The following is a 14,624-nucleotide window of genomic DNA, read 5'->3' on the forward strand; positions in this document are numbered from 1 at the left end:
CAACGTTCGTCAGTGGGTGAACTCGCCGCGCGCCTCGGCGTCGCGGGCCCGCTGGTAGGAGGCCTGGATCTCGGCCTCGGCCTCGGTGCGGCCGACCCAGGTCGCGCCCTCGACCGACTTGCCGGGCTCCAGGTCCTTGTAGACCTCGAAGAAGTGCTGGATCTCCAGGCGGTCGAACTCGCCCAGGTGGTGGATGTCGCGCAGGTGCTCCTGGCGGGGGTCCTCGTAGGGCACGCAGAGGACCTTGTCGTCGCCGCCCTTCTCGTCGGTCATCCGGAACATGCCGATGGTCCGGCAGCGGATGAGGCAGCCCGGGAAGGTCGGTTCGGGGACCAGCACCAGCGCGTCCAGCGGGTCGCCGTCCTCGCCCAGCGTCTCCTCGATGAACCCGTAGTCCGCCGGGTACTGCGTGGACGTGAACAGGGTGCGGTCCAGCCGGATCCGGCCGGTCTTGTGGTCCACCTCGTACTTGTTCCGGTGACCTTTGGGGATCTCAACCGTCACGTCGAAATCCATCTGCACGCTCCCTCGTCTGCCCACGCTGGCTAACGGAACCACTGGCGGCCCTCCGGACAGGTGAATGCCCACCCGCCGACTCCGGCCACCGCATAGTCTTCGGACCGAAGTAGTGTCACCCAAGCCGATTTTCGCTGGGGGAGGAGGGGGTCGTGGGGAGGGAAGATTCACACTACCGCCCGGACGGGGGCACCGCGCGTGGTACCGGACGGTCCGGCTCCGGCGGTGCCACCGGGCGGGTTCCGGTGCCCGACGCCCACCTTCCGCGGGTGCCCGAGGAGTCGGTGCCTGAGCGGCCTCCGCCGCTGCCGTGGCACCCGTCGGAGGCGACTTCCGCCGGGCCGAACAGCGGTCGCTTTCCGGTCCTGGGTGGTGGAGACCATCCCACGACCGCCCCGCCGAGCGGCGCACACCCGGCCAGTCCTGCCTGGGGTGGCACACCGTCCGGTGACGGCCCGACTGTCCGCATTCCGACCGGCGTACCACCGCTGGGCTCGCCGATCTCCGCGCTGCCGGCACCGGCCGACGCCGAGCCGCCGGTAGCGCCCTCCGCGCCGCCGACCTCGCCGCGCCGCCGGGGGCGGCTGGTGGCCGTGCTGGCAGTGGTGTTGCTGCTGGTGCTGACCGGTGCCGGCGTCGTGGTGACCCGGCCCGGCCCGGTCGCCGGCTGGTTGGGCGAGGATGCGGCGTCGGCGCCGACCGCCGCCGGCCCCGCTGCGGAACCCGCTCCGGCGGACGTGCTGGACGGGCCCGACCCGAACGCCCCGCTGCCCGCGCCCGACGGCGTACGGGCCGCGCTGGACCCGTTGGTCGGTGTCCCCGCCCTGGGCGACCGGGTGAACGTCTCGGTGGCCGACGTGATCACCGGTCAGACGCTGTTCGCCAAGGGGGCGGACGACGGGACGATGCCCGCCTCGGTGACGAAGCTGGCGACCGCGGTGACCGTGTTGGCCGCTCGCGGGGCTGGGTACCGGATCCCCACCCGGGCGGTGGCCGGCGCCAAGCCCGGCGAGGTGGTGATCGTCGGTGGCGGCGACCCCACGCTCGCGGTGGACAAGAAGAGCTACTACCCCGGGGCGGCACGCCTGGACGACCTGGCCGCGCAGGTGCGCACCGCGCTCGGCGGCACGGCCCCGACCAGCGTCACCGTCGACGGCACGATCTACTCCGGCCCGGTGTACGGCCCCGGCTGGGACGAGGACATCCCGACCGACGGGTACGGCGCTGCGGTGACCGCGCTGATGACCAACGGGGCGCGCAAGGACCCGGGTGCCGAGGCCGGCGGCGCCGAGCGGGTCGCCGAGCCGGACCTCGCCGCCGGCCGGTCGTTCGCCCGGCTGCTCGGCGTACCCGCCAGCACCGTCAAGCGGGGCACGGCCCCGGCCCTGGCCACCGCCGCCGGTGGCGCCCCGCCTCCCGGTACGGAGTTGGGCGCGGTGCAGTCGCCGCCGTTGATCCGGCTGGTCGACATCATGATCAGCGAGAGTGACAACCTGGTGGCCGAGGCGCTGGCCCGCCAGGTGGCGCTGGCCCGCAGCCAGACGGCGTCGTTCGATGGCGCCGCCGCCGCGATGGACGCCGAGGTGGCGGCGCTGGGCCTGCCCGCCGAGGAGATCACCCTCTCCGACGGCAGCGGGTTGTCCCGCCGTAACCGGATCAGCCCGTCGCTGCTCACCGACCTGATCCGGCTGGCCGCGAGCCCGGACCACCCGGAGCTGGCCGGCGTCTTCGGCGGTCTGCCCGTGGGCGGCTGGTCCGGCACGCTGGGCGCCCGGTACCGGGGCGCTCCCGGCACCGCCGCCGGGGCGGGCGTCGTCCGCGCCAAGACCGGCACCCTGAGCGGGGTGCACGCCATCGCGGGCCTGGTCACCACGGCAGACGGTCGGCTGCTCACGTTCGCGGTGCTCACCGACAGGGTGCCCGGTGGGACGGACACCGCCCAGCCGGCGCTGGACCGCATCGCCGCCGCGCTGGCCGGTTGCGGTTGCCGCTGACCTTCGTCGAAGCGGGGTTTCCGGCGGTGCCGGGCCGGCGATGGTGTCGATCGCCGACGCGAGCCCGGGCCGGGCTGTCGCGACGCGGGTACGGTGGGTTCATGGCGCAGTTCGTGGACTGGGATCTGGCCGCCGCAACCGCGGGGGCGTTGAGCAAGTCGGGCCCCCGGGTGTCGTACTCCGAGGCCACCGACGTGGTCGGCGACCTGCGTCGGCTGACCGACGAGGCGGCCGGGCACGTGGCCGACTACACGGGGCTGCGGGCGCAGGTGGCACACCCGCCGGTGCGGGTCGTCGACCGCCGGGACTGGGCGGCCGCCAACATCGCCGGGCTGCGTGAGGTGATCACCCCGCTGGTGAGTCGGCTGTCCGGCGACAAGCCGCCCGGCGCGCTCACCGAGGCGATCGGGTCCCGGCTGACCGGGGTGCAGGCCGGCACCGTGCTGGCCTACCTCTCCGGCCGGGTGCTCGGCCAGTACGAGGTCTTCTCCGCCGACCCGGGCCAACTGCTGCTGGTGGCGCCGAACATCGTCGAGGTGGAGCGCAAGCTCGGCGCCGACCCCCGGGACTTCCGGCTGTGGGTTTGCCTGCACGAGGTCACCCACCGGACGCAGTTCACCGCCGTGCCGTGGATGCGGGCCTACTTCCTCAGCGAGGTGCAGGCGTTCGTCGACGCCTCGTCGAGCGGCGGCGAGCACCTCGTCGAGCGGCTGCGGCGCGGGGTGGCGACGCTGTCCGAGGCGGTCCGCGACCCGGAGAGCCGGACGAGTGTGCTGGACATCGTGCAGACCCCGGCGCAGCGGGCCGTCCTCGACCGGCTCACCGCCCTGATGACCCTGCTGGAGGGGCACGCCGAGTTCGTGATGGACGGCGTCGGTCCGCGGGTGATCCCGAGCGTGGAGCGCATCCGGGCGTCGTTCAACCGGCGTCGCGAGGCGGGTAACCCGTTGGAGAAGGCGATCCGTCGGCTGCTCGGGGTGGACGTCAAGATGCGTCAGTACGCCGAGGGTCGCAAGTTCGTGCACGGCGTGGTCGAGCGGGTCGGCATGCCGGGCTTCAACTCGATCTTCAACTCGCCGCTCACCCTGCCCCGGTTGTCCGAGCTGGGCGACCCGGACGCCTGGGTGGCGCGCGTGCACGGGCCAACCGGCACCGTACCGACCGCTGGCTGACCGTCCGTCGATGGGCGCGCTCGCGCCGCCGGTGGCCGCGATCCGGGTGGCGGTCCGTCGCGCGCTGACTCACCTGCCGTCCGGCGGCCCGGTGCTGGTCGCCTGTTCCGGTGGGGCCGATTCGCTGGCCCTGGCGGCGGCGGCCGTGTTCGTGGCGCCCCGGCTGGGTCGGCCCACCGGCCTGGTGACCGTCGACCACGGCCTGCAGGCCGGCTCGGCGCAGCGCGCGGAGGCGGTGGCCGGCTGGGCCCGAGAGGCCGGGTTCGCGCCCGTGACGGTGGCCCGGGTCGAGGTGGCCGGCCGGATGGGTGGCCCCGAGGCGGCGGCTCGGGAGGCCCGCTACGAGGCGTTGACCGAGGCGGCTCGGCGGCACGAGGCGGTCGCGGTGCTCACCGGGCACACCCGCGACGACCAGGCGGAGACCGTGCTGCTCGCGCTCGCCCGGGGCGCCGGTCCACGGGGGCTGGCCGGGATGCCCGCCCGACGTGACCTGGCCGGGGTGCCGCTGCTGCGCCCGCTGCTGGAGATCGGTCGGGAGCAGACCCGCGCCGCCTGCGCCGCGCTCGGGCTCAGCCCGTGGCAGGACCCGCACAACACCGACCCGTCGTACGCCCGCTCCCGGGTGCGCGCCGACGTGCTGCCGGCGTTGGTGCGGGCGCTCGGGCCGGGCGTGGTGGACAACCTGGCGCGTACCGCCCGGCTGGTGGCGGCGGACAACGCCGCCCTCGACGAGACGGCGGCGGCGGCGCTGGCGGCGGCCCGGCACCCCGCCGGTGGGCTCGCGGTGCCGGAGCTGGCCGGTCTGGCCGCCGCCGTACGCACCCGGGTGCTGCACGCCTGGGCGCGGGAGCTGGGCGCGGTGCCCGGGGCGCTGTCGCACCGGCACGTCGCCGCGCTGGACGCCCTGGTCACCGACTGGCACGGTCAGGGTCCCACCGACCTGCCCGGGGGTGTCCGCGTACTCCGTCGTGGCGACCGGCTGACGACCCTCAGCTCGGGCTGAGCGCCCCGGCGGTGTCCGCCCGGTCCCGGAAGGTGGTCCGGTAGCTGTGCGGTGTGGTGCCGACCCGGCGGCTGAAGTGGTGGCGCAGCGCCGCAGCGTCGCTGAAGCCGGCCTGGTCGGCGACGGCCTCCACGCTCAACGGGGTCTCCTCCAGCAGCCGTCGGGCGAGCAGCACCCGCTGGTTGGTGAGCCAGTCGTGCGGGGTGGTGCCGGTCTCGGCGCGGAACCGGCGGGCGAACGTGCGCGGGGCCATGCCGGCGCGGGCGGCCAGCTCCTCCACCGTGATCGCCCGGTCCAGGTGCCCCATCAGCCACTCCAGCACCGGCTCCAGCGTCGGCGCCTCGGGAGCCCGGGGGATGGGTGCCTCGACGTACTGCGACTGGCCGCCGTCGCGGTGTGGCGGGACCACCATCCGCCGGGCCAGACGGGTCGCGGTGGCCGAGCCGTGCACCTGGCGGATCAGGTGCAGGCAGGCGTCGATGCCGGCCGCCGTGCCGGCGCTGGTGAGCAGCCGACCGTCCTGGACGTACAGCGAGTTGCAGCGCACCCGGGCGCGGGGATGCCGGCGTTGCAGCTCGTCGACGTAGCGCCAGTGGGTGGTGCACTCCCGGTCGTCCAGCAGGCCCGCCGCGCCGAGCAGGAAGGCGCCGGAGCAGACGCTGAGCAGGTGCGCGCCGCGCGCGTCGGCGCGGCGCAGCGCGTCGAGCACCGGGTCGGGGATGACGGTGCCCGCGCTGTGCGCGGGGACGGCCACCAGGTCGGCCTCCTCCAGCGGGCCGAGGTCGGCGTTCGGGGTGAGGTGGAAGCCGGAGGACGTCCGTACGGCAGCGCCGTCGGGGCTGCACACGTCGAAGCGGTACCCCGGGAAGCCGTCGGCCGTCCGGTCGGTGCCGAACACCTCGGCCAGTACGCCGAGCTCGAAGGGAGCGACCTGGTCGAGGGCGAGGACGGCGACGGATCGGAGCATGTGACGAGGGTAACCCGAGAGATGGCAGTAAATCGATGCCCAATGGCATCTCTGCCACTGTCCGGCCGACGGGAGTCGGCGGAGACTGGTCTCAGTCCGGTGCGCACCGGCGGCGAAACCGACAGCAACCATGCGAAAGTGAGCGCCGCCATGGAGTTCCTGCTCTTCCTCCTGTTCCTCGTCCTGCTCGTCGCCGCCTCGGCGGCCGGCCTCACCGCGGACAGCCGCGACTCGGCCGACTGGAAGCCCAGCGAGGACGGCCGTCGCTGGCGGTCTCGCACCAGCTGATGCTTTTGGTGTCCTTTGCACCGAAGATCCCCGGCGGGACCGCGCCGAAAGGTGCGGCCCCGCCGACGGAGGCCATCGGACGTACGGCAGGCTAGGAGTCATGGCTGACGGCTCCTGGTACGACGCCGACATCGACCACGTGATCATCTCCGAGGCGCAGATCCGCGAGAAGACAGCGGAGCTGGCCAAGCAGGTCTCCGCCGACTACGCCCACGTGGGCGACGGACTGCTGCTGGTCTGCGTGCTCAAGGGCGCGGTGATGTTCATGGCGGACTTCGCCCGGGCGTTGGGCCGCAACGGCCCGCCGGCCGAACTCGACTTCATGGCCATCTCCTCCTACGGCCAGGGCACCACCTCCTCCGGGGTGGTCCGCATCCTCAAGGACCTCGACCGGGACATCGCCGGCCGGCACGTCGTGGTCGTGGAGGACATCGTCGACTCCGGTCTGACGCTCTCCTGGCTGCTGCGCTACCTGGAATCGCGTTCGGCGGCGAGCGTCGAGGTGGTCGCGCTCTTCCGCAAGCCGGATGCGGTCAAGGTGCCGGTGCCCGTGAAGTACGTCGGCTTCGACATCCCCACCGAGTTCGTGGTCGGGTACGGCCTCGACTTCGGCGAGCGGTACCGGGAGCTGCCCTACGTCGGGGTGCTCAAGCCCGAGGTCTACGCCCGGTCCTGACGCCGGCCGTCCGGCCCGGCCGGGTCGCGCCCGGGGCCGAGTGAGGGCAACTCGCATCGGTATTCGTCAAGCCGACGTTCAGCGGGCTCCCAGTTGTTCCGGTTACCGTGGAGCCCGGTGGCGCGGAGGCAACTTCGCGCCCGGCCCCTCGTCCGCGTGACCGGGCGTGCGGGTGGCCGGGTCGGATTCCCCGCCACGCCGGTTCTTGCCCGGACCCGCCGTACGTCTGGTGCGGGGCTGGCGAGGCCGCTCACGGAGCCCGTCGTCGATGGCGACGGAGAACCGGGGGCGGGGCTCGCAGGCCTGCTCCTCGCGTACACGGGCCTTCGATTGATACACCACTGCGGGGCTCGCAAGCTCACTCCTCGCGTACACGGTGTACGGTCGAATGACCGCGGCGCGGCAGTTTTCGCGCCTCGGGGTCGAGGCCGGCCCGCACGGCGGCTCCGACGCCGCCCAGGGCGGCGACACCATCAGACGGTCAGGACGTCGATCAGGAGGATGCGGGCGCCTCGGCGCTCGACAACAGTATGGAACGTACGCGTTTCTTCCGCCGACCGGTGGTCTGGATCATCCTGGTCATCCTCGGCGCCGTTGTGCTCAGTCAGCTGTTCACCGCTGGTCCCAGCTACCACCGCGTGGACACTTCCGTTGCGCTCGATCAGCTGCACACCGCTAAGATCAACAAGGTCGTCTTCCAGGACAAGGAGCAGACGCTCCAGCTCGATCTTGCCCAGAAGACCAAGTTCGGTAAGACCGAGACCGACAAGATCGAGGCCCAATTCCCGTACCAGGTTGGCGATCAGGTCTGGAACGAGGTGGAGGACGCCAAGGCGGCCAACCGGGTCACCGGCCCGGCCGACACCAAGGTCTCGTCGGACAGCATCTGGGTGAGCCTGCTGGTCAACCTGCTGCCGATCGCGCTGCTCGTGCTCCTGCTGCTGTTCTTCATGTCGCAGATGCAGGGCGGCGGCTCCCGGGTGCTCAACTTCGGCAAGTCCAAGGCGAAGATGATCACCAAGGACACGCCGAAGACGACCTTCGCGGACGTCGCGGGCGCCGAGGAGGCCGTCGAGGAACTGCACGAGATCAAGGACTTCCTGCAGAACCCGGCGAAGTACCAGGCCCTCGGCGCCAAGATCCCGAAGGGCGTGCTGCTGTTCGGCCCGCCCGGCACCGGCAAGACCCTGCTGGCCCGCGCGGTCGCCGGCGAGGCCGGGGTGCCCTTCTACTCGATCTCCGGCTCCGACTTCGTGGAGATGTTCGTCGGTGTCGGCGCGAGCCGGGTCCGCGACCTCTTCGAGCAGGCCAAGGCGAACGCCCCGGCGATCGTCTTCGTCGACGAGATCGACGCCGTCGGCCGCCACCGCGGCGCCGGCATGGGCGGCGGCCACGACGAGCGCGAGCAGACGCTCAACCAACTGCTCGTCGAGATGGACGGCTTCGACACCAAGGGCGGAGTCATCCTGATCGCGGCCACCAACCGGCCGGACATCCTCGACCCGGCGCTGCTGCGCCCGGGCCGGTTCGACCGGCAGATCCCGGTGGACGCCCCCGACATGGAGGGCCGCAAGGCCATCCTGCGGGTGCACGCCAAGGGCAAGCCGTTCACCCCCGACGTCGACCTCGACTCGGTGGCGCGGCGTACCCCGGGCTTCAGCGGCGCCGACCTGGCCAACGTGATCAACGAGTCGGCCCTGCTCACCGCCCGCAAGGACCAGCGGGCGATCACCAACGACTCCCTCGAGGAGTCGATCGACCGGGTGATCGCCGGTCCGCAGCGACGGACCCGGGTGATGAGCGACCAGGAAAAGAAGATCACCGCGTACCACGAGGGTGGGCACGCGCTGGTCGCCTGGGCGCTGCCGCACGCCGCGCCGGTGCACAAGGTGACGATCCTGTCCCGTGGCCGCTCGCTGGGCCACACCCTGGTGCTGCCGACCGAAGACAAGTACACCCAGACCCGCGCCGAAATGATCGACACCCTGGCGTACGCGCTGGGCGGCCGGGCCGCTGAGGAGCTGGTCTTCCACGAGCCGACCACCGGCGCCGGCAACGACATCGAGAAGGCCACCCAGCTGGCCCGCGCGATGATCACCCAGTACGGCATGAGCTCGAAGCTCGGCGCGATCAAGTACGGCACCAGCGGGGACGAGCCGTTCCTCGGCCGCAACATGGGCCACGAGCGGGACTACTCGGACTCGGTGGCCGCCGAGATCGACGGCGAGATGCGGGCACTGGTCGAGCTGGCGCACGACGAGGCCTGGGAGATCCTGGTGGAATACCGGGACGTCCTGGACAGCATCGTGCTCGAGCTGATGGAGAAGGAGACCCTCTCCACGGCCGACATGGCGCGGATCTGCGCGCGGGTCGTCAAGCGCCCGCCGCTGGCTCCGTACAACGGCTTCGGCAAGCGCCAGCCGTCCACCGAGCCGCCTGTGCTCACCCCTGCGGAGAAGGACAAGCTCAAGGCGCAGGCCCAGGCCGACGGCGCGCAGGCGTCCGTTGGTGGTGGCACGCCGTCCAACAACTCGGACGGTACGCACTGAGCGACGACCCGACGGCCAGCTCCCCGCACCGGGAGCTGGCCGTTTCCGCGACCGAGCCCGACGGCGACGACGGGCTGGACTACGTTGCCGCCCGGCTGATCAGCGGCCGGTTGACCGGCCGCCCGGTCGAGGACGCAGTCGACCTCGGCCGGATCGAGAAGGCCGTCCGGGAGATCCTGATCGCCGTCGGCGAGGACCCGGACCGCGACGGGCTCCAGCAGACCCCGGCCCGGGTGGCCCGCGCGTACGCCGAGCTCTTCGCCGGCCTGCGCGTCGACCCGGCCCAGGTGCTCAGCACCACCTTCGAGGCCAACCACGAAGAGCTGGTGATCGTCCGGGACATCGACGTGATGAGCCTCTGCGAGCACCACCTGCTGCCGTTCCGGGGCAGCGCGCACATCGGCTACATTCCCGGCCCGGACGGGCGGATCACCGGCCTGTCCAAGCTGGCCCGCCTCGTGGAGGTCTTCGCCCGCCGACCCCAGGTGCAGGAGCGGCTCACCTCGCAGGTCGCCGACCTGCTGATGAGCAAGCTCGCCCCGCGCGGCGTCGTCGTCGTGCTCGAATGCGAGCACATGTGCATGGCGATGCGGGGCATCCAGAAGTCCGGTGCCAAGACCATCACCTCGGCGGTCCGCGGCGTCCTGCAGTCCGACTCCAAGTCGCGGGCCGAGGCGATGGCGCTGATCATCCCCCGCTGACCTGGCGAACGCGACAACGGCCGGCCGTCCGTCCTGGGGTGGTCGGCCGTCGCGTCTGCGGTGCGGTCCGCGCGACGCCGGGTCAGCCGGCCAGCAGGGCCAGCAGCAGGCCGGCAGTGACCAGCGCCGCCGGCACCAGGCAGACCAGCGCACCGAGGCGCACCGTCCGGTCCAGCCGCTCGCCGGGGCTGGCGTGGAACACCCGACCGACACCCACCCAGCCGACGACGAAGGCGACCGCCGGCATCGGGAGCCCAGCGATCAGGGCCGTCACGCTGGCCGGGCCGGCACCCGTCATCGCGTACACGATGACCTGGATCAGCGGCACCAGCAGCGCCAACGGCCCGTACACCAGGAGGTTGCGCGCCCGCGCGGGCCAGGAGGCCGGTCGGAGGCCGCGACGCGCGGCCAACGCCGCGTCCGCCGCCTCGGCCTGACCCCGCGCGGCCCGCAGCGCCGCCAGCACGGCGGCCGGACCGCCGGCCATCGACCGGGCCGCCTCGGTCAGCTCCGGCGGCGACGGCACCAGCGAGATCGCCGGTACGCCTCGCTCCCGCAGCCGCTCCTGCTGACCCGCCAGCCCGGCACGCACGACAGTCAGTTCCTCCCGGGCGGCCTCCGCCGAGCGGGCCTGCTCACCGGCGGCGGCAGCCGCGCCGCGTCGGACCGCATCCAGTTGCCGCGCCGCCGCCAGATACTCGGCCCAGCCGCTGACGGGTTCCGCGGCCGCCGGCGTGCCATCGCCGTCCGGCCCGGCGGTCCGCTGCCGCCCCGGCCCGGTCACCGTAGCGTTCGACCCCACACCGACACCTCCCGCGTGCACCGTCCGCTCACCCCACCCTGTCGGCGAACGGCACCAGGACCGTGCCCCGCTCGTCCGGACCGTCCCACAGCACCGCCCGCTCCGGGTGCGCCCGCCACTCCACCGGCCGGCCGAAGACGGCGGCGAGCTGCGCCGCCGGCACGTCCAGCACCACGACGGCGGCGAGCTTGTCGACCTCGCCGTCCGGCTCCAGCAGCGCGGCGAACGGCAGCACCGCCCGCCACCAGCCCAGCAGGTGGCGGCCCGCCGGTGGCCCGTCCCGCAGCAGCGCGCGCAGCCGATCCGCGGGCAACTCCCGCGGCCCGGGCCGATCCAACCCGAAGACCACCAGGTACGTCGGCAGCTCCCCGTCGGTGTCCGCGAGCAGCGCCGGCACGTCCACCAGGCACGCCGGATGGCGGGCGGCCAGCTCCGCCGTCAACTCCTCCGCCAGTGGGCGTGCCCCCTGGTCCGGCGCGGCCACCAGGAACCGGGCGGTGCCCGGCGGATGATGAGCTGCGGTGCTCCGGGCCGCCGTCGCCAACAGGCCGCCCGCCGCCGGCCCCGAGCCCAGCACGGCGAGGTTGCGCCCGGCCGCCGGCCCCATCGGAACGGCAACCGTCGTACGGGCCACGTCCACCGCCCGGCCGAGCAGAGCGGCCGGCCCGTGCGCCTGGCCCGCCAGAGCCGCCCGGTGACGTGGATCGTTGCTCAGCAGCGGGCGAGCGTAACCGGCGAACACCACCGGTGGCGCCGACCCGGCCGGCCGGGCCGCCCACAGCTCGTGCCGCAGTTGCTCCACGACCTCCGGATGGTCCAGCGGATCCGGGTGCCGGATCAACCGTTCGTGGCCACGGATCGCGCCCCGAGGGCCACCCAGCCCTCCGGCGGTGTTCACCACCGCGCTGCCCACCGGCAGTCCCGCGGCCGAATCGTTGGTCGGCTCCAGCACCGGGCCGCCACCCGGCAACGCCACCCGCACCGGGAACTGTCCGAGGACCGAATCCCGGTGCCCGGCGTCCGCGCGGCCACTCAACCCCAGCTCGCCCGCGCCGGCCAGCACCAGGTGCACGCCGTACGCCCGACCGGTGCGCGCCAACACATCCACCTGCGCGGTCAGCTCGGCGGCCAGCCGATCCCGCTCGGCGAAGAGCAGCGGCACATTGTCCACCACACAGACGATGCGGGGCAGCGAGCGGTGCTGGCGCAGCTCCGCGAAGCGCTGCCCACCGGCCCGCCCGGCAGCCTCCGCACGGCGCTGCACCTCGGCCGTCAACTGGCCGAGCAGGTCCCGGACGTACTCCCGGTCGGCGGCCATCGCCGCGGCCCGCACGTGCGGGATCCAGGAGCGGTCCCGCTCGGTCTGCAGAAACTCCACGAACGACTCACCGTCGCCCAGATCCGCCAGGTAGAGCGCCAGGTCGTCCGGGCCGTACCGAGCGGCGAGCCCCAGCATCGCGGTGGTCAGGAACGCCGCACGTCCCGCCCCGGAACGGCCGCTGACCAGCCAGTGCGGGGTCAACTCGGTGAAACCCAGCGGCACCGGCCGGCCCCCGGCGTCACCCACCATCGTGGTGAGGCTGTTCGAGGAGTCCGCCTCCCAGAGTTGCTCACCCGTCGCCGGCAGGAGATCGGCCAACGCCAGCCGGGAACCCGCCTCCACCTGGGCGGCGAGCCGTCGACAGACCGCGTCGACGAGATCAGCCGGCGGGTCCGTCTCCACGAAGACCGGTGAGTTCAACCCGACCGGTGGCTCGGCCCCCGGGCTCGCGAACGACGCCCCCGGCGGGTCGCCGAGCAGCGCGTACGCGTTGCGCAGCACCAGCGAGGTCGCCTGCGCCAACGGCGCCCGGGACGCGTACGGGCCCGGTGGCGGCCAACCGGCCACCACCAGGTGCAGACCGGCCGCGGGCCCCTGCTCGGCCAGCGCCTCGATCCGGACCAGGTCGGTCGGGCCGGTCAGCTCCGGCAACGCGGCGACCACCAGCAGCAGGGTGCGGTCGTGGCGACGACGCCCGCTCGCACCCGGGGTCACCCACTGCTCCGCCTCCGTCAACACCGCCCGCAGACCCGCCACGTCCACCGCCGGCGGCGGCAGCAGCCCGGCATCAGCCAGCGCGCCGAACGGCGTGAGCACCGCACCCGTGGCGTCCACCGCGCGCACCAGCAGCGCACCGGCGGGTGCCCCGCCCAGCAACCGCAGCAGCACGGCCCGCAGCAGCCCCGCCACCCGGGGTTCCCGCGCATCGGCGTCCACACTCAGGTGCCCGGCCCCGATCAACGGCACGAGCGCGGGGAACCGGGCGTCATCCAACGGCGCCGCCGTACCCACCCGCACAAAGGACGGCGGGCCGTCACCCGCCGGAGAATCCACGGTGAGCGAGTCCAGATTGGCGCCCGACCAGCCCGGGGCCAGCCGCGCGGCAACCACCCGCAGTCGGTCGGCCAACTCGTACTGGCGGCGCTGATCCGCGGGGGCCGGCCGAGTCTCGTCGAGGATGCCGGCGGCGGCGGTCACGACAGCTGCGGCCCGGCGGTGCAGCGCCGCCGCTCGGTTCGTGCGTGCCTTCGGACCGGCCACCGTGTCCACCCCCTCACCCGAGGTCGGCAACCCCTCCCCGAGCAGTGACGGTATCCCAGCCCGAGCCGCTCCTTTGGGAGGTACCGCGGCGGTGCGCCGGTGTTGTCGCGGATCTCACCGGTGGGGAGGGGTCCGTCACGATCCGCTGGATCTGAGGCATTGGCTCCGGGCCGTCCAGCCGTTAACTTCAGGAGGTGGAATCAGTGCAGCCCCCCGCCGGTTCCCAGGTCTCCCGCGTACCGGCCCAACGGACTCCGTCCGAGCAGCTGCCGCCGGCCCCGCCAGCGCCGGCACCACAGCCGCGCCGCCGCCGACTGCGAACCGTGCTCACCGTGGTCGGTGGGGTGCTCGCCCTGCTCTGCCTCGGTGCGATAGCGACGGGGTACGTGTTGTACAACCGCGCGGCGGCCCCCGACCGAAGCGCCCCCGACGTGGCCGTCGACAACTACCTGCGGGCATTTCTCGTGGACCGCAACGACGCACGAGCTGATCAGTACACGTGCGAGGGCGGGACACAACTGGAGCCACTTCGCGCGCTACGAGCCGACCTGCTTACGCGTGAGCGGCAGCTAGACGTCAGCATCCTGGTCAGTTGGGGCAGCCTTGAAGTCAACGATCAGGGCAACATTGCCACTGTCGTGACGACAGTTCGCCGCAGCGCCACGGTAGATGGGACCCAGCAAAGCTTGACGGACACTTGGCAGTTCGACGTCCGAAAGCAGGAAGGCTGGCGGGTCTGCAGCGGAGCAAAAGTGAGCTGACTGTCATTCGATCCACAACAAATGGACCGGAACCTCTAGAGTGGTGGGTGACTGGCCCCGCCAGGCCCAGCGGTACCACTCCACTTCGGGTGTGATCCGCACGCAGATGTCGCCCTCGGCCCCGGAGTAGGTCTCGGTGACGGCCCGCATGTCCCGGTGTTCCAGCCCACCCTCGACGTGCACCACCCGGCGTCCGGTGACCGCGTCCGCCTCGAACACGGGCGTGGGGGACCGATGGGACGGGCCGTCCAGCGAGACCAGCCGGATCCCGGTGTCCCGGTTGCTGTCCGATCCGGGCCGTTCACCGACCGTCTCCACCCAGACCCGCTCCACCGGCACCAGCGGCGCGAACACCTCGACCTGGTCGGCCTCGGCCCGGTACCACTCGTGCTCGGGGATGACCGGCACGTAGGTCCGGGCACCCTGCACGACGCGGTCGTCCGCGCGCAGGTCCCCTCGCCAGCCCAGCCCGGGCAGACCGACCAGCACCCGCTGCCCGCGTAATTCCACCCGTCCGGTGGCGGGCACGATGGCCAGTGGTCGGGGTGGCCGGGGTGCCCAGTCGGGCTGGTCGGCGAACGGGTCCGGCATCGGTCCGGTCATGCCCGCGACAG

At 73.1% G+C, this 14,624-nt stretch carries 13 protein-coding genes; 8 read left to right on the forward strand and 5 right to left on the reverse strand.

Annotated features, from left to right (window positions below; all coding sequences use genetic code 11):
- Positions 1–9 precede the first annotated feature (9 nt).
- Complete coding sequence (locus OG505_RS28645) at positions 10–516, reverse strand: inorganic diphosphatase (protein ID WP_405429148.1); 507 nt, start codon at positions 514–516, stop codon at positions 10–12.
- A gap of 509 nt (positions 517–1,025) precedes the next feature.
- Here OG505_RS28645 and dacB point away from each other — a divergent pair.
- The 3 genes from dacB to tilS all read left to right on the forward strand — a co-directional run bounded on the left by dacB (position 1,026) and on the right by tilS (position 4,685).
- Positions 1,026–2,510, forward strand: coding sequence for a D-alanyl-D-alanine carboxypeptidase/D-alanyl-D-alanine-endopeptidase (dacB, locus tag OG505_RS28650; protein WP_405434775.1), 1,485 nt, complete (start codon positions 1,026–1,028; stop codon positions 2,508–2,510).
- Positions 2,511–2,611: 101 nt separating this feature from the next.
- Complete coding sequence (locus tag OG505_RS28655; RefSeq protein ID WP_405429149.1) at positions 2,612–3,682, forward strand: zinc-dependent metalloprotease; 1,071 nt, start codon at positions 2,612–2,614, stop codon at positions 3,680–3,682.
- Positions 3,683–3,692: 10 nt separating this feature from the next.
- On the forward strand, positions 3,693–4,685 hold the full coding sequence (tilS, locus tag OG505_RS28660; RefSeq protein ID WP_405429150.1) for a tRNA lysidine(34) synthetase TilS: 993 nt from the start codon (positions 3,693–3,695) through the stop codon (positions 4,683–4,685).
- On the opposite strand, the gene OG505_RS28665 is transcribed toward tilS, so the two are convergent.
- A complete protein-coding gene (locus OG505_RS28665) occupies positions 4,672–5,652 on the reverse strand; it encodes a GlxA family transcriptional regulator (RefSeq protein ID WP_405429151.1) in 981 nt (326 codons plus the stop codon). The two genes, tilS and OG505_RS28665, sit on opposite strands and share 14 nt — an antisense overlap.
- A 138-nt stretch (positions 5,653–5,790) precedes the next feature.
- On the opposite strand from OG505_RS28665, the gene OG505_RS28670 reads away from it, so the two are divergent.
- From OG505_RS28670 to folE, 4 genes are all read left to right on the forward strand, one after another.
- The gene (locus OG505_RS28670) at positions 5,791–5,940 is read left to right on the forward strand and encodes a hypothetical protein (RefSeq protein WP_405434888.1); all 150 of its coding nucleotides are present in this window, start codon (positions 5,791–5,793) and stop codon (positions 5,938–5,940) included.
- A gap of 100 nt (positions 5,941–6,040) precedes the next feature.
- Positions 6,041–6,616 carry a hypoxanthine phosphoribosyltransferase gene (gene hpt, locus OG505_RS28675; protein WP_030328005.1) on the forward strand — a complete coding sequence of 192 codons (576 nt, stop codon included), beginning with the start codon at positions 6,041–6,043 and terminating at the stop codon, positions 6,614–6,616.
- Between the two features lie 530 nt (positions 6,617–7,146).
- Positions 7,147–9,165: an ATP-dependent zinc metalloprotease FtsH gene (gene ftsH / locus OG505_RS28680; RefSeq protein ID WP_405429152.1), complete on the forward strand. Its 2,019-nt coding sequence runs from the start codon at positions 7,147–7,149 to the stop codon at positions 9,163–9,165.
- A gap of 35 nt (positions 9,166–9,200) precedes the next feature.
- Complete coding sequence (folE, locus tag OG505_RS28685; protein WP_405434777.1) at positions 9,201–9,866, forward strand: GTP cyclohydrolase I FolE; 666 nt, start codon at positions 9,201–9,203, stop codon at positions 9,864–9,866.
- Between the two features lie 82 nt (positions 9,867–9,948).
- On the opposite strand, the gene OG505_RS28690 is transcribed toward folE, so the two are convergent.
- Both OG505_RS28690 and OG505_RS28695 read right to left on the reverse strand, forming a co-directional pair.
- Complete coding sequence (locus tag OG505_RS28690) at positions 9,949–10,668, reverse strand: hypothetical protein (protein ID WP_405429153.1); 720 nt, start codon at positions 10,666–10,668, stop codon at positions 9,949–9,951.
- Between the two features lie 28 nt (positions 10,669–10,696).
- Entirely contained in the window at positions 10,697–13,258 is a 2,562-nt protein-coding gene (locus tag OG505_RS28695; protein WP_405429154.1) for an FtsK/SpoIIIE domain-containing protein, read from the reverse strand.
- 194 nt (positions 13,259–13,452) lie between these two features.
- Between OG505_RS28695 and OG505_RS28700 the strand changes: the two genes are divergently transcribed.
- Complete coding sequence (locus OG505_RS28700; RefSeq protein ID WP_405434779.1) at positions 13,453–14,010, forward strand: hypothetical protein; 558 nt, start codon at positions 13,453–13,455, stop codon at positions 14,008–14,010.
- A 3-nt stretch (positions 14,011–14,013) separates the two neighbouring features.
- Here the strand turns inward: OG505_RS28700 and OG505_RS28705 are convergent, their stop codons facing one another.
- Positions 14,014–14,613 (reverse strand): hypothetical protein, encoded by a 600-nt coding sequence (locus OG505_RS28705; RefSeq protein ID WP_405429155.1) that lies wholly within the window; start codon positions 14,611–14,613, stop codon positions 14,014–14,016.
- Between the last annotated feature and the right edge of the window lie 11 nt (positions 14,614–14,624).

The organism is Micromonospora sp. NBC_00617 (assembly GCF_045161355.1).
Classification (GTDB): Bacteria; Actinomycetota; Actinomycetes; order Mycobacteriales; family Micromonosporaceae; genus Micromonospora.